This window comes from Streptococcus mitis, assembly GCF_905187495.1.
Lineage (GTDB): Bacteria > Bacillota > Bacilli > Lactobacillales > Streptococcaceae > Streptococcus > Streptococcus mitis_CU.
The window spans coordinates 74746-92401 of the sequence record NZ_CAJJIB010000045.1 but is presented as its reverse complement, the minus strand read 5'-3'; the positions used below and the strand labels follow the sequence as shown (position 1 = coordinate 92401).

The following is a 17656-nucleotide window of genomic DNA, read 5'->3' as shown; positions in this document are numbered from 1 at the left end:
TCGTTAATTACCAAACAGAAGATGGAACTCCATTAGTAGGTGTTGACGCGGATGGTGCAAACGTTGCTTCAGGTGCTAAAGACACTGTAGATGGAAAACCAGGATCTGATTACACAACTGCAGACAACGGAATGAAACCAACTCGTATCACAACTGCAGAAGGAAAAGTATACGAGCTAGTTCCAACAGCAACTAAAGGTGACGAAACTGGTAAAGTTGTTGCTGGAGAAACTAAAGAAGTAACATACGTTTATAAAGAAGTAACTGGTGATGTAGTCGTTCACTACGTTGATACAGAAGGCAACGTAATCGCTGATGATAAAGAAGATACAAAAGGTGCTTCTCTAAACGCTAAATACGATACAACTGACAACAAACCAGAGAAAATCGAAAAAGACGGAACTGTTTACTACTTAACAGAAAAAGCTGTCAAAGACGATTCTAAACCAGAAAACGGAGACGTAGTAGAAGGTAAGACTGAAGTAACTTACGTTTACGAAAAAGCAGGACAAGTAGTTGTTCACTACACTGATGAAAAAGGTAACACTATTCAAGTGGATGCTGTTGATACCAAAGACGGCAAACCAAACGCTGACTACAACACTGCTGATAACGACATGAAACCAAACCGTATCACTACTCCAGAAGGAAAAGTATACGAATTAATCCCTCAATCAACTAAAGGTGATGAAACAGGTAAAGTTAAAGCTGGAGAAACTACAGAAGTAACTTACGTCTACAAAGAAATCACTGGTAATGTAGTCGTTCACTATGTTGATACAGAAGGAAACACATTAGCTGAAGATACGAAAGATGTAGAAAATGGATCACTAAGTGATAAATATGACACAACTGATAACAAACCAGCTAAACTTGAAAAAGATGGTACTGTTTACTACTTAACAGCTAAAGAATTGAAAGACGGTTCTAAGCCAGAAAACGGTGCGGTTGTAGAAGGAACTACAGAAATCACTTATGTATACGAAAAAGCAGGAAACGTTCTTGTTCATTACGTAGACGAAGCTGGAAACACTCTTCAAGCAGATGCTGTTGATACTAAAGACGGTCAACCAGGAGCTAAATACGATACTTCTGATAAGGACATGAAACCAACTCGTATCACAACTCCAGAAGGTAAAGTATACGAATTAGTCCCAGCATCAACTAAAGGTAACGAAACTGGTGATGTTGAAGCAGGTAAGACGACAGAAGTGACTTATGTTTACAAAGAGGTTAAAGGAAACGTAGTCGTTCACTACACTGATGAAGCGGGTAACACAATCGCTGAAGACGTTAAAGATACGACTGACGGATCAGTAAGCTCAGCTTATGACACAAGTGACAACAAACCAGCAACTATCACTACTAAAGATGGTAAAGTCTACGTACTTGTACCAACTTCAACTAAGGGTGAAGAATCTGGTAAAGTAACCGAAGGAACTACAGAAGTAACTTACGTTTATAAAGATGCCAAAGAAGAAGCTTCTAAAGCAATCGATAAAGCTTTGTCTGAAAAAGAAAGTAAGATCAAAGAAAATCCTGAGTTAACAAACGAAGAGAAAGAAAAAGCGATTGAAGAAGCTAAGAAAACAGCTGAACAAGCTAAGAAGGCATTGGAAGAAGCGAAAACTCCTGAAGATGTAGAAAAATCTACTACAAAAGGTAAAGAAGAAGTAGAGAAAACTCCTGTTACTCCAGAAGACAAACCAAAAGCGAAAGAAGCGATTGATAAAGCTCTAGAAGAAAAAGTGAAGAAGATTGATGAAAATCCAAACTTGACTCCAGAGCAAAAAGAAAAAGCTAAAGAAGAAGCTAAGAAAGATGCTGAAGAAGCTAAGAAAGCCATCGACAAAGCACCTTCTAAAGAAGAAGTAGAAAAAGCTAAAGAGAATGGTAAGAAAGAAGTTGAGAAAGATACTCCAACTCCAGACAAACCATCAACTCCGTCAGAAAATGATAAGGATCAGCCAACTACACCTTCTCCAGAAGATAAAGCAAAAGCGAAAGAATCGATTGATAAAGCTCTAGAAGATAAAGTGAAGAAGATTGATGAAAATCCAAACTTGACTCCAGAGCAAAAAGAAAAAGCCAAGGAAGAAGCTAAGAAAGAAGCAGAAGCTGTTAAGAAATCAATCGAAGAAGGTAAGACAACTGAATGGGTAGACGAAAAAGGAAACCCAATCAAACCTGTCACACCAGGAACATACCCAGCAGGATCAACTCCTAACTACGAACTAGTAGGAACAGTTACAAACCCAGAAACAGGCAAAGTAATACACATCTTCAAACCAGTAACTAAGAAACCAGTGACAGTATGGGTAGATGTCAATGGTAAACCTGTGAAACCATTAGCTGAAGGTGATAACCCAGCTGGAGAGATTCCTGGATATGCATTGGTAGATACAATAAAAGTTGAAGGAACTGGTAATGTCATCCACGTATTTAAACGTACTACAAATGGAAGACCTCAAAAAGAAGGTTCTACAAATGGAGGATCACTCATTCCATCTCAACCAGGTTCTCCAGCAACACCTTCAACAAATCCAACAAATCCGGTGAGACCGACAGACCCAAGTCAACCAGAAACTCCAGTAGTTCCTGCAGACCCAAGTCAGCCAGCAACACCAGCTACCCCAGCTACCCCAGCTGGTCCAGCAACTCCAACGATGCCATCGGCACCAGTAAATGGTGAAGCACCACAAGCTCCAGCAGCTTCATCAGAAGCTAAAGGACAAGCAGAGCTTCCAAACACTGGTACAGAAGACAATGCTAGCCTAGCAGCACTTGGACTTCTTGGAGTATTGAGCGGATTTGGACTTGTTGCTCGCAAGAAAAAAGAAGACTAATTTTAATTAGATTTTCTGACAAGAAAAAGGAGTAGGATATCATATCCGCTCCTTTTTTGTTAGTATATAAATAAATCTGATTTTATTACAGTTTATACTCTTCGAAAATCTCTTCAAACCACGTCAGCTCTATCTGCAACCTCAAAACAGTGTTTTGAGCAGCCTGCGGCTAGCTTCCTAGTTTACTCTTTGATTTTCATTGAGTATTACAAAGACTTTTTAAGGATTTTAATTGCATTTTGTCCAGTCTTTCTTATATAATGAATAAAAAAGGAAAAATAGTATTATGAAAAAGAAATGGGTGTTAGGGTTGGCTATGGCTCTGTCAGTAACCTGCTTGACTGCTTGTAGTTCAATTGCTTTACCAGAGCCTTTGAAAAACTTTTTTGGTGGATCTAAGGAGCCAGTAAATACAAAGGCAGAAGACCTTTATAAGAATGTTTTTGAGGATTATGAGGTTATCTTGTCTTCTGGCAAGAAACAGGCTCCAGATATTGAAGCCAAGCTTCACAAATCTGACTATATGATAAATTCATGGGTTATCGAAGCAGCTGCAGCGGATCCTTCAAAACAACGTTATACTTTCCTAGATTTAGATGGTGATGGCCAGTCTGAAATGTTAGTGGGTAGCCAAACCGCAGGGAAGAATTACTTCTTTACAGGTTTGTATTATCTCAAAGAAGGTCAACCAACCCTGCTAGCAGAGGGTTATGTAGCAGGGCATGGTGGTGCTCGTAGCTCGATGAAATTCTTTAAGACAGGTGAGGTCTTGGCTTTGACTTGGTCTTCTGGATCAGGTGAAGGGGAAGGAACTCTTTACAAACTAGAAGGTGCCAAGGGACCTACATAAGTGGATAGCAAGTCTATCAAGATTACGGATAAGAAATTGCTTGAGAACTTTGGTAAATCAGAAGCTGACGAAGTTACGGCAGACAAGTTTACATGGGAAGAGTTTAAATTTACCCCAGCTAAGGAAGAAACGAGTGCTAGCTCTTCCTATTCCTCTTCTTCTAAATCGGAAGCAAGTAGTAGTGCTAGCAGTTCATCGAGTGAAAGTAAAAAAGAAGTCAAGGAAACGACTCCTTCCAAAACAGAAGAAATCGGTCCTTGGACAGCTGATAAATCTGCTGCTTTAGCAAGCTTTATGAAGAGTTGGGGTGATGAAATGGGTCAGCCTAACTATCAAAAAGGAATCTCAGTTGGTAACATTAGAGCCGACATGCTTTACTGGAAAGATGGTAGTAAACTAGATGCGGAATATTCAAAAACAGGTAGTGGTACTGCCAAATATCGCATTGTAGAGACCTACAGTAATTGGGATAACTATCCAACCGTTCACAATTACTTCTTTGCTATTACAGACACTGGCGAAGGAATCGTTTTCCACTCACCAACGACCAATGGTGACAAGATGTATCTCAATCCCACAGAAAACGTTGATTTGAGAAATAACTTTGCTAGTCTAGTAAAATAAATACAAAACAATCCTAGAAGATTTTTTCTGGGATTGTTTTTGCTGAGGGAGATACTTCGAGTTGTCTGGCTTGACTTTCTTGATGGGAATTATATAATAGATGTAATAAAAACAATTACAACTGAGAAAGAGAACCATTTATGACCTATGAATACAAGAGCCACATTTATTTAGCAGAGGCAGTTTTAAATGTAAAGGATTTGGCAAGTCAAACAGCCTTTTATCAGCAAATTATTGGTTTAGAAATCTTATCTCAAACTGAGACAGAGGTCGTTCTGGGACTTGGAGGAAAAGCCTTGGTATACTTGATTCAAGCACAAGAGAGCAGTGAAGTAAGGGGACATTATGGCCTTTACCATCTGGCTATTCTCTTGCCGACACGCAAGGCTTTGGCTGATGCCTTGAAACACCTGACAGATTTACAGATTCCTCTTGTCGGCGGTGCAGACCATGGGTACAGTGAGGCTCTTTACTTGGAGGATTTGGAGGGAAATGGCATTGAACTCTATCGAGATAAGCCGGTTTCCACATGGGATATTCGAGAAGACGGACGCATTATCGGAGTGACGGAGGCTCTTGCGGCGCAGGACATTTATGAGCTGGGGGAAAGAGTAGAGCCCTTTATCCTGGCAGAAGGTACGAGAATGGGACATATTCATCTTTCCGTCAAGGATAGTCGAAAGTCCAGCCAGTTTTATCAAAAGGTGTTAGGACTAGAGGATAAATTCAGTGTGCCTAACGCTAGTTGGATTGCAACTGGGGACTACCATCATCATTTGGCAGTCAACGAATGTGGAGGAAAAGGTCTGGCCAAGCGTAAGCAAGGCTTGCCAGGTTTGGCCTACTATGTCATCGAAGTCGCACACAAAGAAGAACTGTTAACGATTGCCCAGCGAGCACAAGCAGTTGATGTACCAATCAGGTGGTTGACATCTAGCCAGCTGGAAATCACAGACCCAGACGGAATTGTGACTCGTATCCGCTTAGACAGGATATGATGAAAATCAGAACATCAATTGTAGAAAGTGCTCCTTATCCTAGTCAGATACGTGGAAAATTTGATATGATAGTAGGGAATAAGGAGAAGAATACTATGACAAGCGAATACCAGAAAATGATAGCAGGAGAGTTTTACCGTCCGTCAGACCCAGAACTGAGAGCCTTGGCTCAGGCTTCTCGCCAAAAACAGGCTGCCTTTAACAAGGAAAAGGACCCCTTGAAGGGAGCCGAAATCATCAAGACTTGGTTTGGCTCGACCGGGAAAAATCTTTATATCAATACTCGCTTGATGGTGGACTACGGTGTCAATATCCATCTAGGGGAAAATTTTTATTCTAATTGGAACTTGACCATGTTGGACATCTGCCCCATTCGTATCGGGGACAATGCTATGATCGGTCCCAATTGTCAGTTTTTGACACCCCTCCATCCACTAGATCCGCAGGAGCGAAATTCAGGTATCGAGTACGGAAAGCCTATCACAATTGGAGATAATTTCTGGGCTGGTGGTGGTGTCATTGTCCTTCCTGGAGTGACACTGGGAAATAATGTCGTTGCAGGAGCTGGCGCCGTGATTACTAAGTCCTTCGGAGACAATGTTGTCCTAGCTGGCAATCCCGCGCGCGTGATTAAGGAAATACCTGTGAAATAAAAGTGAAAAGGAACAGCGGGGGCTGTTTCTTTTTTGTAAGTTTCATCATTTTTTACCCAGCACACATTTATTTGCTCTATATCTTAGCAAGTCTGTTTCATTAAGCAAGTTCTAAGCATCTCGTAAGTGGGATGTTTTTCTCCTCGGTTCCTCAGTCCCCTCCTTGACACTCGGTCAGCTTTTGATACAATAGTACAAAATCAGAGGAGGTAGGCTATGATTCAAAAACATGCGATTCCTATTTTAGAGTTTGATGACAATCCTCAGGCGGTTATCATGCCTGATCACGAGGGGTTGGATTTGCACTTGCCAAAGAAGTGTGTCTATGCTTTTTTAGGTGAGGAGACTGACCGCTATGCTAGGGGAGTAGGGGCGGACTGTGTCGGTGAATTTGTTTCTGCCACCAAGACCTATCCGGTCTATGTCATGAGCTACAAGGGCGAGGAACTTTGTTTGGCTCAGGCTCCTGTTGGTTCAGCTCCAGCAGCCCAATTTATGGATTGGTTGATTGGCTATGGTGTGGAGCAGATTATTTCCACTGGAACCTGTGGTGTGCTGGCTGATATAGAAGAAAATGCCTTTCTAGTTCCTGTTCGCGCTCTGCGAGATGAAGGAGCTAGTTATCACTATGTGGCCCCTTCTCGTTATATGGAAATTCAGCCAGAGGCTATTGCTGCTATTGAGCAAGTTTTGGAGGCCAGAGGGATTCCCTATGAAGAAGTCATGACCTGGACCACAGATGGTTTTTACCGAGAAACAGCTGAAAAGGTGGCTTATCGCAAGGAGGAAGGCTGTGCTGTTGTGGAGATGGAGTGTTCTGCGCTTGCGGCAGTAGCCCAACTGCGAGGGGTTCTCTGGGGTGAATTGTTGTTCACAGCTGATTCCTTAGCAGACTTGGACCAGTACGATAGTCGTGACTGGGGTTCAGAAGCTTTTGAGAAGGCCTTGGAACTCTGCCTTGAGATTGCCTTTCAGATCTAGCTACTCTTCTTCTTTTTATGGTACAATGGATGTATGTTATTCAAATTATTTGTGAAAAAACTTGAAAGGGTCTTTGGCGGACTTTCGCCTGCTCGTCGCATTTTTTTAAGTTTCGCTGGAGTTATTTTTATAGGTTCTCTTCTTTTGAGTTTGCCTTTTGTTCAGGCAAATGGTTCTCAGGCCACTTATTTTGACCATCTTTTTACGACGGTGTCCATGGTCTGTGTGACTGGCCTTTTTACGCAACCAGTGGCTACTACCTATAATGTCTGGGGGCAGTTGATCTGTATGCTCTTGATACAGATCGGTGGTCTGGGACTCATGACTTTTATCGGGGTCTTTTATATTCAGGGGAAGCAAAAGCTCAGTCTTCGCAGTCGTGAAACTATTCAGGAAAGCTTTAGTTACGGGGAAACTCGGTCGCTGAAGGCCTTTATGCGCTCCATCTTTTTGACGACTTTTCTGGTGGAGGGCTTGGGTGCCTTCCTGTTAAGTTTCCGTTTTATTCCTGAGTTCGGCTGGGGACGAGGCATTTTTACCTCTATCTTTTTAGCCATTTCAGCCTTTTGTAATGCTGGTTTTGATAATTTCGGCAGTAGCAGTTTAGTGGCTTTTCAGACGGATCCCTTAATCAATCTGGTTATTGCTGGCTTGATTATCACAGGTGGTCTTGGCTTTATGGTCTGGTTTGACTTGGCAACCCAGTTTGACAAGAAGAAAAAACGCCGTCTGCGTTTCCACACCAAACTAGTCCTCTTCTTGACTGCAGGGATTTTGCTGTTTGGGACAGTATCCACACTCTTTACGGAGTGGCACAATCCAGGAACCATTGGCAATCTCAGTGTGCCAGAGAAAGTGCTGGTCAGCTTTTTCCAAACCGTCAGCATGAGAACGGCCGGTTTTGCTTCTATTGACTATACTCAAGCTCGACCTGTGACCTTGTTTATCTATATCCTACAGATGTTTCTGGGTGGAGCGCCTGGAGGGACGGCTGGGGGGCTCAAGATTACGACTTTCTTTGTCTTGTTGGTCTTTGCGCGTAGTGAATTGCTGGGCTTGCCTCATGCCAATGTTGCGCAGAGAACCATTGAGGCTCGAACAGTCCAAAAATCCTTTAGTGTCTTCATTATCTTTTTGATGACCTTCTTGTTGGGCTTGATGTTGTTGGGAATTACGGCAGAAGGAACACCGCGATTTATCTACCTCATGTTTGAGACCATTTCAGCCCTTGCGACAGTTGGGGTCACGGCAAATTTGACACCAGAATTGGGCAAGCTAGCCCTAAGTATTGTCATGGTGCTCATGTTTATTGGCCGTATCGGTCCCTTGACCTTGCTGGTTAGTCTAGCTGACTACCAGCCTGATAAGAAAGATTTGATTCAGTATATGAAAGCAGATATTAGCATTGGATAAGAAAGGAAGAACGATGTCAGATCGTACGATTGGAATTTTAGGCTTGGGGATTTTTGGGAGTAGTGTCCTGACGGCCCTCGCCAAGCAAGATATGAATATTATTGCCATTGACGACCACGCCGAGCGCATCAATCAATTTGAACCTGTTTTGGCGCGTGGAGTTGTGGGCGATATTACAGATGAGGAACTCCTCAGAACTGCAGGTATTGATACCTGTGATACGGTTGTAGTGGCAACAGGGGAAAATCTGGAATCGAGTGTGCTTGCAGTAATGCACTGTAAGAGTTTGGGTGTGCCGAGGGTTATTGCCAAGGTCAAAAGTCAGACAGCCAAGAAGGTACTGGAAAAAATCGGTGCCGACTCGGTGATCTCGCCTGAGTATGAAATGGGGCAATCCCTAGCGCAGACCATTCTCTTTCATAACAATGTTGATGTCTTTCAGCTGGACAAAAATGTGTCTATCGTGGAGATGAAAATTCCTAGTGTTTGGGCAGGTCAAAGCCTGAGCCAGCTGGATCTACGTGGCAAATACAACCTCAATGTCCTAGGATTTCGTGAGCAAGAAAATTCACCACTGGACGTCCAGTTTGGGCCTAATGATCTCTTGAAAGCAGATGCCTATATCTTGGCGGTGATTAACAACCAGTATCTAGATGACTTGGCAGAATTAAATTCGTAAGGAGGGGATTTCCCTCTTTTTTGATGTTCAAGGTAGCAAATAGAGAGAAACCTGTATCCCAAATGAGACCAGAACCCCTTGTATTCCAGTAAAAGTCCTTCAAAAACGGGACTTTATGGTAAAATAGAGAGGAGTGACAAGAGAGAGTAAGAAAAAATCAGTCCCCTAAAGGAGTAGATCATGAAATTATTGTCTATCGCCATCCCTAGCTATAATGCTGCAGCCTATCTTCATTATTGTGTGGAGTCGCTAGTGATTGGTGGTGAGCAAGTTGAGATTTTGATTATCAATGACGGGTCCCAGGACCAGACTCAGGAAATAGCTGAGCGTTTAGCCAGTAAGTATCCTAGCATCGTTAGAGCCATCTATCAGGAAAATAAAGGCCATGGCGGTGCGGTCAATCGTGGCTTGGCAGAGGCTTCTGGACGTTATTTTAAAGTGGTTGACAGTGATGACTGGGTGGATCCTCGTGCCTACTTGAAAATTCTTGAAACCTTGCAGGAACTAGAGAACGAGGGGCAGGAAGTGGATGCCTTTGTGACTAATTTTGTCTATGAAAAGGAAGGCCAGTCTCGTAAGAAGAGTATGAGTTACGAGTCAGTCTTGCCTGTCCAGCAGATTTTTGGCTGGGACCAGGTTGGAAATTTCTCAAAAGGCCAGTATATCATGATGCACTCGCTGATTTATCGGACAGATTTGTTGCGAGCGAGCCAGTTCCAACTGCCTGAGCATACCTTTTATGTCGATAATCTCTTTGTCTTTACCCCCCTTCAGCAGGTCAAGACCATGTACTATCTACCTGTTGATTTCTATCGTTATTTGATTGGGCGTGAGGACCAGTCTGTCAATGAGCAAGTGATGATTAAGCGCATTGACCAGCAACTAAAGGTCAATCGACTCTTAGTAGACCAGCTTGATTTGTCCCAAGTGAGCCATCCCAAAATGCGAGAATATCTGCTGAATCATATTGAGATTACGACGGTGATTTCCAGTGCCCTGCTCAACCGAGCTGGAACAGCGGAGCATCTGGCAAAAAAACGTGAGCTGTGGACCTATATTCAGCAGGAAAATCCAGAGGTCTTTCAGGCTATCCGTAAGACCATGTTGAGCCGTTTGACAAAACATTCGGTCCTGCCAGCCCGCAAACTTTCCAATGTCGTCTATCAAATCACCAAATCTGTTTATGGATTTAATTAATATAAGTATTTTATAAGAGGGATTTAAGAAAAATTTTAACTTTTTCTTAATCCTTTTTAATTTTAGGAGATTATACTAGAGTCATCAAATAAAGAAAAACTCTAAGGAGAATCCTATGAAATTCAATCCAAATCAAAGATATACTCGTTGGTCTATTCGCCGTCTTAGTGTCGGTGTTGCCTCAGTTGTTGTTGCTAGTGGCTTCTTTGTCCTAGTTGGTCAACCAAGTTCTGTACGTGCTGATGTGGTCAATCCAACCCCTACTCAAGTTGTCCCAGATACTACTTCGGTGAGTGAAAAGAGCGACTTACCAGTAGAAGTTCTCAAAGCAGCAGTCGATACAGCTCTTCCTTCAGAGCAGGCAGAATCAACACCTAAAGCAAGCTTGGATACTGCAAGCTCTCCAGAAAAAGCAGATGTAGGTGCTAAAGAGCCGGTAGTAGCACCAAAAGAAGAAGCGCAAGCAAAACCAGAATCTAAGAAACAAACAGAAGATGCGGTTAAACCTGTGGAAAGTCCTGCAGCTACAGTTTCTGGACAAGACCGTGAAGCAAGTGAAGCTCAACCAGCAACCACCCCAGCTGAAGTCCAAAAAGGTGTGGCTGACAATACTAAAGACACAGTAGATGTCCCAGCTACTTACTTGGATAAAGCCAACTTCCCTGGACCGTTCACAGCCGGAGTCAACCAAGTTATTCCTTACGAATTCTTCGCCGGTGACGGTATGTTGACTCGCCTTATCTTGAAGTCTTCAGACAAGGCTCCATGGTCAGACAATGGTTCAGCTAAAAATCCAGCTCTTCCACCAGTAGAAAACTTGGGCAAAGGCCTTTACTTCTATGAAGTAGATTTGGCAGGTACTCAAGGTAAATCAGATAAAGAGCTTCTAGACCTCTTGAAACAAAACGGCACTCAAAGCTATAAAGCAACTATCAAGGTTTATGGTGCCAAAGACGGCAAGGCTGATTTGACTAACCTCGTAGCGACTAAGGATTTGGATGTCAATTTGAATGGTTTGACTACCCCAGCTGAAGTTCAAAAAGGTGTAGCTGACAATACTAAAGACACAGTAGACGTTCCAGCTACTTATCTAGACAAAGCTAACTTCCCTGGACCATTCACAGCTGGCGTCAACCAAGTCATTCCATATGAATTCTTCGCTGGTGACGGTATGTTGACTCGCCTGATCTTGAAGGCCTCAGACAAGGCACCATGGTCAGACAATGGTTCAGCAAAAAATCCGGCCCTTCCACCAGTAGAGAAATTGGGCAAAGGTCTTTACTTCTACGAAGTAGATTTGGCAGGTACCCAAGGCAAATCTGATAAAGAGCTACTTGACCTCTTAAAACAAAACGGCACTCAAAGCTATAAAGCTACCATTAAAGTGTACGGTGCTAAAGACGGCAAGGCTGATTTGACTAACCTCGTAGCGACAAAAGAATTGGATGTCAACTTGAATGGCTTGACTACCCCAGCTGAAGTGCAAAAAGGCGTGGCTGACAATACTAAAGACACAGTAGATGTTCCGGCTTCTTACTTGGATAAGGCTAACTTCCCAGGTCCATTCACAGCCGGAGTCAACCAAGTCATTCCATACGAGTTCTTCGCTGGCGACGGTATGTTAACTCGTCTTATCTTGAAAGCCTCAGACAAGGCCCCATGGTCAGATAACGGTTCAGCTAAAAACCCCGCTCTTCCACCAGTAGAAAAATTGGGTAAAGGTCTTTACTTCTATGAAGTAGATTTGGCTGACACTCAAGGCAAATCAGACAAAGAGTTACTTGATCTCTTGAAACAAAATGGTACGCAAAGTTATAAAGCTACAATCAAAGTGTACGGCGCTAAAGATGGCAAGGCTGATTTGAGCAATCTCGTAGCGACTAAAGAATTGACAGTAAACTTGAATGGACAACAGTCTCTGATTCCGATGCAGTCAGGTTTCGTCCCTTCTTCTAATGGTTCAGCTATGCAGGCTCCAATGATGAATAGTCATCAAGATGCGTCTAATATGAAAGATCAAATGCCTAGTGCCAATCAAGATGAGATGAAATCTAAAATGCCAGCTGCTAGCCAGGATAAGATGATGCCTAACAAAGAGCAGGACAAAACTATGAATGCTAGTCAGCCAATGGCAACTCCAAGTATGAAGCAAGATCAAGCTCCAGCAACATCAAGCAAAATGTCTTATGAAGCTAAGATGGCATCCAATAACAAGGTATCGAGTCCAATGATGGCTGATCAAATGAAAGATCAAAAAGACATGCTTCCATATACTGGTGAAGCCCAAACATCAATGGCTACTATTGGATTCTTTGGATTAGCCTTGGCAGGTCTGCTAGGTGGACTCGGTTTGAAAGCTAAAAAAGAAGAAAATGACTAGTCTAGCTACAGACTTTCTATCTAGGATTTGAAAAATCCAGATATCGTTTAGAATGTTCGTAAAGCGATGAAAATAGTGTTATACTATTGTAGTATAGCACTGTTTTTTTCAAAGGAGAGACAGATGGGAAAGACAATTTTACTCGTTGACGACGAGGTAGAAATCACAGATATTCATCAACGCTATCTGGTTCAGGCAGGATATCAGGTTTTGGTGGCCCATGATGGGGTAGAGGCCTTAGAAATCTTCAATCGAAAACCGATTGATTTGATTATTACAGATATCATGATGCCTCGGATGGATGGTTATGATTTGATTAGCGAGGTTCAGTATCAATTTCCGGATCAGCCTTTTCTATTTATCACGGCTAAGACCAGCGAGCAGGACAAGATTTACGGTCTAAGTTTGGGGGCAGATGACTTTATTGCCAAGCCCTTTAGCCCCCGTGAGCTGGTTTTGCGTGTCCACAATATCTTGCGTCGCCTTCATCGTGGAGGTGAGTCAGAAGTCGTCAGTCTCGGGGATTTACGAATGAATCACAGTAGTCATGAGGTTCAAGTCGGAGATGTGGCGCTTGATTTGACAGTCAAATCCTTCGAACTTCTATGGCTTCTAGCCAGCAATCCAGAGCGCGTTTTCTCTAAAACAGACCTCTATGAAAAGGTCTGGCAAGAAGACTATGTGGATGACACTAATACCTTGAATGTTCATATTCATGCTCTGCGACAGGAGTTGGCTAAACATGCTAGTGCAGAAACGCCGACCATCAAAACTGTTTGGGGCTTGGGCTACAAAATTGAGAAAGCACGAGGTAGTCAATGAAACTAAAAAGTTATATTTTAGTGGGTTATGTCATTTCAACACTTCTAACGATTATCGTGGTTTTTTGGGCTATTCAGCGCATGCTAATCGAAAAAAGTGAGATTTATTTCCTAGTGGGGATGACTCTTGTGGCTAGTTTTATCGGTGCTGGGATTAGTCTCTTTCTCCTATCGCCGGTCTTTACTTCGTTGGGCAAACTCAAGGAACATGCTAAGCGGGTAGCGGACAAGGACTTTCCATCAAATCTGGAGGTTCAAGGCCCTGTAGAATTTCAGCATTTAGGCCAAGCTTTCAATGAAATGTCCCATGATTTGCAGGCGACCTTTGATTCCTTGGAAGAAAGCGAGCGAGAAAAGGGTTTGATGATTGCTCAACTTTCGCATGATATCAAGACCCCCATCACTTCGATCCAAGCGACGGTAGAAGGGATTTTGGATGGGGTTATCAAAGAAGGAGAACAGGACCATTATCTAGCAATCATTGGACGCCAGACGGAAAGACTCAATAAACTGGTTGAGGAATTAAATTTTTTGACCCTAAACACGGCTAAAAATCAGGTGGAAACCACCAGCAAAGACAGTATTTTTCTGGACCAGCTCTTGATTGAGTGCATGAGTGAATTTCAGTTTTTGATTGAGCAGGAGGAGCGAGATGTTCACTTGCAGGTAATCCCAGAGTCTGCTCGGATTGAGGGAGATTATGCCAAGCTTTCTCGAATCTTGGTGAATCTGGTCAATAACGCTTTTAAATACTCAGCTCCAGGAACCAAGCTGGAAGTGGTGGCTAAGGTGGAGAAGAACCAGCTTTCAATCAGTGTGACCGATGAGGGGCAGGGCATTTCCCCAGAGGATTTGGAGAATATTTTCAAACGCCTTTATCGTGTCGAAACTTCGCGTAATATGAAAACAGGTGGTCATGGCTTAGGACTTGCGATTGCGCGTGAATTGGCCCATCAATTGGGTGGGGAAATTACAGTCAGCAGCCAGTACGGTCTCGGAAGCACCTTTACCCTCCTTCTCAATCTCTCTGGCAGTGAAAATAAAGCTTAAAACCCCTTTACAAATCTAGCCATTCATGGTAAAATGGATTTTGTGTGAAATATCAGCAGGAAAGCATGAAGCTCGTCAACAGGTGTCTTATGATAAGTAACCTTGGCTGTTTAGGCGAAGGGCATCTGCACGAATCAGGGCTTTCTAAGTGACTATTTCCACCGAAATATTATTTATATCAGGAGGACATTCACATGTCACGTTATACAGGACCATCTTGGAAACAAGCTCGTCGCCTTGGCCTTTCACTTACAGGTACAGGTAAAGAATTGGCACGTCGTAACTACGTACCAGGACAACACGGACCAAACAACCGTTCTAAATTGTCAGAATACGGTTTGCAATTGGCTGAAAAACAAAAACTTCGTTTCACTTACGGTGTAGGTGAAAAACAATTCCGTAACTTGTTCGTACAAGCTACAAAAATCAAAGGCGGAATCCTAGGTTTCAACTTCATGCTTCTTTTGGAACGTCGTTTGGATAACGTTGTTTACCGTCTTGGTCTTGCGACTACTCGTCGTCAAGCTCGTCAATTCGTAAACCACGGTCACATCCTTGTTGACGGAAAACGCGTTGATATCCCATCATACCGTGTAACTCCAGGTCAAGTGATCTCAGTTCGTGAAAAATCATTGAAAGTTCCAGCTATCCTTGAAGCAGTAGAAGCTACTCTTGGACGTCCAGCATTCGTATCATTCGATGCTGAAAAATTGGAAGGTTCATTGACTCGCTTGCCAGAACGCGATGAAATCAACCCAGAAATCAACGAAGCACTTGTCGTTGAATTCTACAACAAAATGCTTTAATTTTAAGATATATCTTACAGAAAGCCTACAACAGTGGGCTTTTTGCTTTGTCTTAAAATGTTGATTTCTGGGTTTGTCCCCCTTTTTGTCCCCCTTTTTGTCCCCCTTCACAAAGAACTAACAGCTTTCTCATAAAATGAGACGGCTGTTTTTGCTTTTTCTTTGGAGAGATGACTGTAAGTGTCCATAGTCATAGCTAATGTAGAATGACCTAGACGGTGTTGTAATTCTTTATATGGTATTCCAGAGTTTAGCAAGAGACTAGCGTGTGTGTGTCTAAAACCATGGAATCCAATATTAGGTACACCAGCATGTTTGAAACGTGTGTTTAAACGAGTTGATAGTGTTTTATTGTTTGGGTATTTATGAATAAAATCTGAGAAGACAACAGTTTCAGTCCGACCAAGTTTCCAAGCTTCTTGCCTTTGTCTTTTTTGATACATTTTTAAGACCTCTATAGTTTGTAGGTCAATATCAATTGTGCGATAACTTGCCTCAGACTTTGGGCTGTTAATCTCACCTAAATGGTTTAGTGTTTTTGTAATATTCACAGTTGCATTATGTAGGTCAATATCTGACCAGTGTAGAGCTAAGGCTTCATTAATACGGCAACCAGTAGCAAGAAGAAACTTATACAAAGTAATTTCATAGATATTTCTATATATTGCTAAGTTAGCCTCTTCCAAATAACTGAGAAATTTCTTTAACTCTAAGTTATTAAAGTGCTTGACTTTGTTTCTACCCTTTTTTATTTTACGAGGAAGAATAACTTCACGAGCTGGATTTATATCAATAATCTGCATTGTCACAGCATATTGTAGGATACGTTTATTTAGCGCGTGAATTTTATCATAGTGTAGAAATGCGCCTTCTTCTCTTTTGTTAGCACGTAGAGCTAGTTGATTAACAATGCGTTGGATAGTTGGAGTGGTTAACTTATCTAACCTATAAGAACCAAATAGAGGAATCAAATGGTTAGCTAGTAGTCGTTTTACTGAATCTTGTGTATTTGGTTTTACTGTGTGTTGATAGCTTTCCCACCATAATTGAGCTACTTCTTCATAGCTTGTTAGTGGAATGGTTTCCTTCTTAGTAGAGCCATTATTTTGGAATTCGGCTTTAGCTAATTGAGCTTTTTTCTTCAATTCAGTTTTAGTTCTAGCTGTCAGATTAGCCTTTATTTTTTTTCCTGTGAGTTTATCTACTCCTAAGTATACTTTTGCACGATATACAGTGTCACCGTTTTGTTTCTTGATTTCTGCTATTTTCATTTCTTAACCTTTCTAACATCAGTAGGCAAGCTGTAAAAGGTTATGAAAAATAGTTATTATGATTTGTGTCTAGAACGAATACCTTCAATTAGTATTTGTAGAGCGGTTAAGTCTTCAGTTGTGAGTGCTTGACCATCAATAGTTATTTTTACATTCTTTCTAAAGATATAATCAAGGTTGATTTTAATATTTTCTCCATTGATAATATCGTGGCTAATATCTTTGTATGTTTTTAACTTTGAGAATATGGATTTATCATTTCTTAATTCAATTAAATCTTTTAAAAGTTGCTTCTCTTTATCGTTATGAACTGAATTCATGTTGATATTTTTGATTATATCACCAATATAAGTGCTAGCCAATGTTTTATATTCAATGCAGTATTCATCGAACTCTAATCCATCTTGTTCGCATTTTTCTTTTATAGAGAGTGAAGCAATGCTTTCAGTAATATCAATGAGTTTAGTTAAACTGGGAATCTTTTTCCCATTTTCAATTTGTGAGATATAAGACTGTGATACTTTTAGGTCTTCAGCAAGGCTCTTAGTAGTTACATCGCCTTCTGTGCGGCATTTTTTAAGATATTCTCCTATCATTTTTAACCTCCGTTTAATAACTTTAGTAATATTTTAGCACAAAACTCTTGACATGTAAATAAAAAACTGATAAAATGCAAAACATAACCTAAGTTAATTAACTTAGTTAAGTAGGTAAGCTGTAATAGTTATGAGAGGATAGTTGTGCACAAATAGGAAAGAAAGGAGATATATGTATAGTATACCACAAGGGATATTATCTAAGGAAGCAGAACTAGCATTATTGGAGAGGATTGAGCATTTAATAAATGATTATCTATCACATGCAATGCTTTCACCTCATAGTGACTCGTTTGGCTTGATACAACAGAAAGAGTTAATCAAAGAACTAGGTATTAGTTTAGTAACTCTGCATGAATGGGAGCGTTTGGGGTTAACCCGATACTGTCCACCAATAGAAGGAACTCGCAAAGTTTTCTATAAGAAATCAGATGTTATGAAGTTTCTTTCAATTACTAATAAGGAGTGAATACATTGTATGAAAAGAAAAT

At 41.5% G+C, this 17656-nt stretch carries 16 protein-coding genes; 14 read left to right on the top strand and 2 right to left on the bottom strand.

Annotated elements, in window-relative coordinates; genetic code table 11:
* From JQ843_RS05325 to rpsD, 13 genes are all read left to right on the top strand, one after another.
* Window positions 1–2846, top strand: a 2846-nt coding sequence (locus tag JQ843_RS05325) for a MucBP domain-containing protein (protein ID WP_203213074.1), incomplete at its 5' end; no start/stop codon positions are given.
* Between the two features lie 286 nt (window positions 2847–3132).
* Entirely contained in the window at window positions 3133–3696 is a 564-nt protein-coding gene (locus tag JQ843_RS09660) for a hypothetical protein (RefSeq protein ID WP_238393753.1), read from the top strand.
* Complete coding sequence (locus JQ843_RS09655) at window positions 3697–4320, top strand: DUF4767 domain-containing protein (protein ID WP_238393752.1); 624 nt, start codon at window positions 3697–3699, stop codon at window positions 4318–4320. It begins immediately after the preceding gene.
* A gap of 140 nt (window positions 4321–4460) precedes the next feature.
* Window positions 4461–5318, top strand: a complete 858-nt coding sequence (locus JQ843_RS05315) for a VOC family protein (RefSeq protein WP_203213073.1) — start codon at window positions 4461–4463, stop codon at window positions 5316–5318.
* 95 nt (window positions 5319–5413) lie between these two features.
* Window positions 5414–5971, top strand: a complete 558-nt coding sequence (locus JQ843_RS05310) for a sugar O-acetyltransferase (protein WP_203213072.1) — start codon at window positions 5414–5416, stop codon at window positions 5969–5971.
* Between the two features lie 216 nt (window positions 5972–6187).
* Window positions 6188–6952 carry a nucleoside phosphorylase gene (locus tag JQ843_RS05305; protein WP_203213071.1) on the top strand — a complete coding sequence of 255 codons (765 nt, stop codon included), beginning with the start codon at window positions 6188–6190 and terminating at the stop codon, window positions 6950–6952.
* Between the two features lie 33 nt (window positions 6953–6985).
* The gene (locus tag JQ843_RS05300; RefSeq protein WP_045610862.1) at window positions 6986–8365 is read left to right on the top strand and encodes a TrkH family potassium uptake protein; all 1380 of its coding nucleotides are present in this window, start codon (window positions 6986–6988) and stop codon (window positions 8363–8365) included.
* A 13-nt stretch (window positions 8366–8378) separates the two neighbouring features.
* Complete coding sequence (locus JQ843_RS05295; RefSeq protein WP_001283909.1) at window positions 8379–9044, top strand: potassium channel family protein; 666 nt, start codon at window positions 8379–8381, stop codon at window positions 9042–9044.
* Between the two features lie 180 nt (window positions 9045–9224).
* Complete coding sequence (locus tag JQ843_RS05290; RefSeq protein WP_203213070.1) at window positions 9225–10241, top strand: glycosyltransferase family 2 protein; 1017 nt, start codon at window positions 9225–9227, stop codon at window positions 10239–10241.
* Between the two features lie 115 nt (window positions 10242–10356).
* Complete coding sequence (locus JQ843_RS05285; RefSeq protein WP_203213069.1) at window positions 10357–12621, top strand: SSURE domain-containing protein; 2265 nt, start codon at window positions 10357–10359, stop codon at window positions 12619–12621.
* A gap of 123 nt (window positions 12622–12744) precedes the next feature.
* Window positions 12745–13443, top strand: a complete 699-nt coding sequence (locus JQ843_RS05280) for a response regulator transcription factor (protein ID WP_203213068.1) — start codon at window positions 12745–12747, stop codon at window positions 13441–13443.
* Window positions 13440–14492 carry a HAMP domain-containing sensor histidine kinase gene (locus JQ843_RS05275; RefSeq protein WP_203213067.1) on the top strand — a complete coding sequence of 351 codons (1053 nt, stop codon included), beginning with the start codon at window positions 13440–13442 and terminating at the stop codon, window positions 14490–14492. Before JQ843_RS05280 ends, JQ843_RS05275 begins: the two co-directional genes overlap by 4 nt.
* A 194-nt stretch (window positions 14493–14686) precedes the next feature.
* A complete protein-coding gene (rpsD, locus tag JQ843_RS05270; RefSeq protein WP_000092756.1) occupies window positions 14687–15298 on the top strand; it encodes a 30S ribosomal protein S4 in 612 nt (203 codons plus the stop codon).
* A gap of 107 nt (window positions 15299–15405) precedes the next feature.
* On the opposite strand, the gene JQ843_RS05265 is transcribed toward rpsD, so the two are convergent.
* Together JQ843_RS05265 and JQ843_RS05260 are read right to left on the bottom strand one after the other, a co-directional pair.
* Window positions 15406–16569, bottom strand: a complete 1164-nt coding sequence (locus JQ843_RS05265; RefSeq protein ID WP_203213066.1) for a tyrosine-type recombinase/integrase — start codon at window positions 16567–16569, stop codon at window positions 15406–15408.
* Window positions 16570–16625: 56 nt separating this feature from the next.
* On the bottom strand, window positions 16626–17165 hold the full coding sequence (locus tag JQ843_RS05260; protein WP_049499273.1) for a helix-turn-helix domain-containing protein: 540 nt from the start codon (window positions 17163–17165) through the stop codon (window positions 16626–16628).
* A gap of 172 nt (window positions 17166–17337) precedes the next feature.
* On the opposite strand from JQ843_RS05260, the gene JQ843_RS05255 reads away from it, so the two are divergent.
* Window positions 17338–17634, top strand: coding sequence for a hypothetical protein (locus JQ843_RS05255; RefSeq protein ID WP_049499271.1), 297 nt, complete (start codon window positions 17338–17340; stop codon window positions 17632–17634).
* Window positions 17635–17656: the final 22 nt, after the last annotated feature.

Excerpts from the sequence above, each read along its gene's own strand:
- rpsD (WP_000092756.1), top strand. The coding sequence starts at position 14,687 with ATGTCACGTTATACAGGACCATCTTGGAAACAAGCTCGTCGCCTTGGC.
- JQ843_RS05295 (WP_001283909.1), top strand. The coding sequence starts at position 8,379 with ATGTCAGATCGTACGATTGGAATTTTAGGCTTGGGGATTTTTGGGAGT.
- JQ843_RS05260 (WP_049499273.1), bottom strand. The coding sequence starts at position 17,165 with ATGATAGGAGAATATCTTAAAAAATGCCGCACAGAAGGCGATGTAACT.
- JQ843_RS05305 (WP_203213071.1), top strand. The coding sequence starts at position 6,188 with ATGATTCAAAAACATGCGATTCCTATTTTAGAGTTTGATGACAATCCT.
- JQ843_RS05300 (WP_045610862.1), top strand. The coding sequence starts at position 6,986 with ATGTTATTCAAATTATTTGTGAAAAAACTTGAAAGGGTCTTTGGCGGA.
- JQ843_RS05290 (WP_203213070.1), top strand. The coding sequence starts at position 9,225 with ATGAAATTATTGTCTATCGCCATCCCTAGCTATAATGCTGCAGCCTAT.
- JQ843_RS05265 (WP_203213066.1), bottom strand. The coding sequence starts at position 16,569 with ATGAAAATAGCAGAAATCAAGAAACAAAACGGTGACACTGTATATCGT.
- JQ843_RS05315 (WP_203213073.1), top strand. The coding sequence starts at position 4,461 with ATGACCTATGAATACAAGAGCCACATTTATTTAGCAGAGGCAGTTTTA.
- JQ843_RS05285 (WP_203213069.1), top strand. The coding sequence starts at position 10,357 with ATGAAATTCAATCCAAATCAAAGATATACTCGTTGGTCTATTCGCCGT.
- JQ843_RS05280 (WP_203213068.1), top strand. The coding sequence starts at position 12,745 with ATGGGAAAGACAATTTTACTCGTTGACGACGAGGTAGAAATCACAGAT.
- JQ843_RS05275 (WP_203213067.1), top strand. The coding sequence starts at position 13,440 with ATGAAACTAAAAAGTTATATTTTAGTGGGTTATGTCATTTCAACACTT.
- JQ843_RS09660 (WP_238393753.1), top strand. The coding sequence starts at position 3,133 with ATGAAAAAGAAATGGGTGTTAGGGTTGGCTATGGCTCTGTCAGTAACC.
- JQ843_RS05255 (WP_049499271.1), top strand. The coding sequence starts at position 17,338 with ATGTATAGTATACCACAAGGGATATTATCTAAGGAAGCAGAACTAGCA.
- JQ843_RS05310 (WP_203213072.1), top strand. The coding sequence starts at position 5,414 with ATGACAAGCGAATACCAGAAAATGATAGCAGGAGAGTTTTACCGTCCG.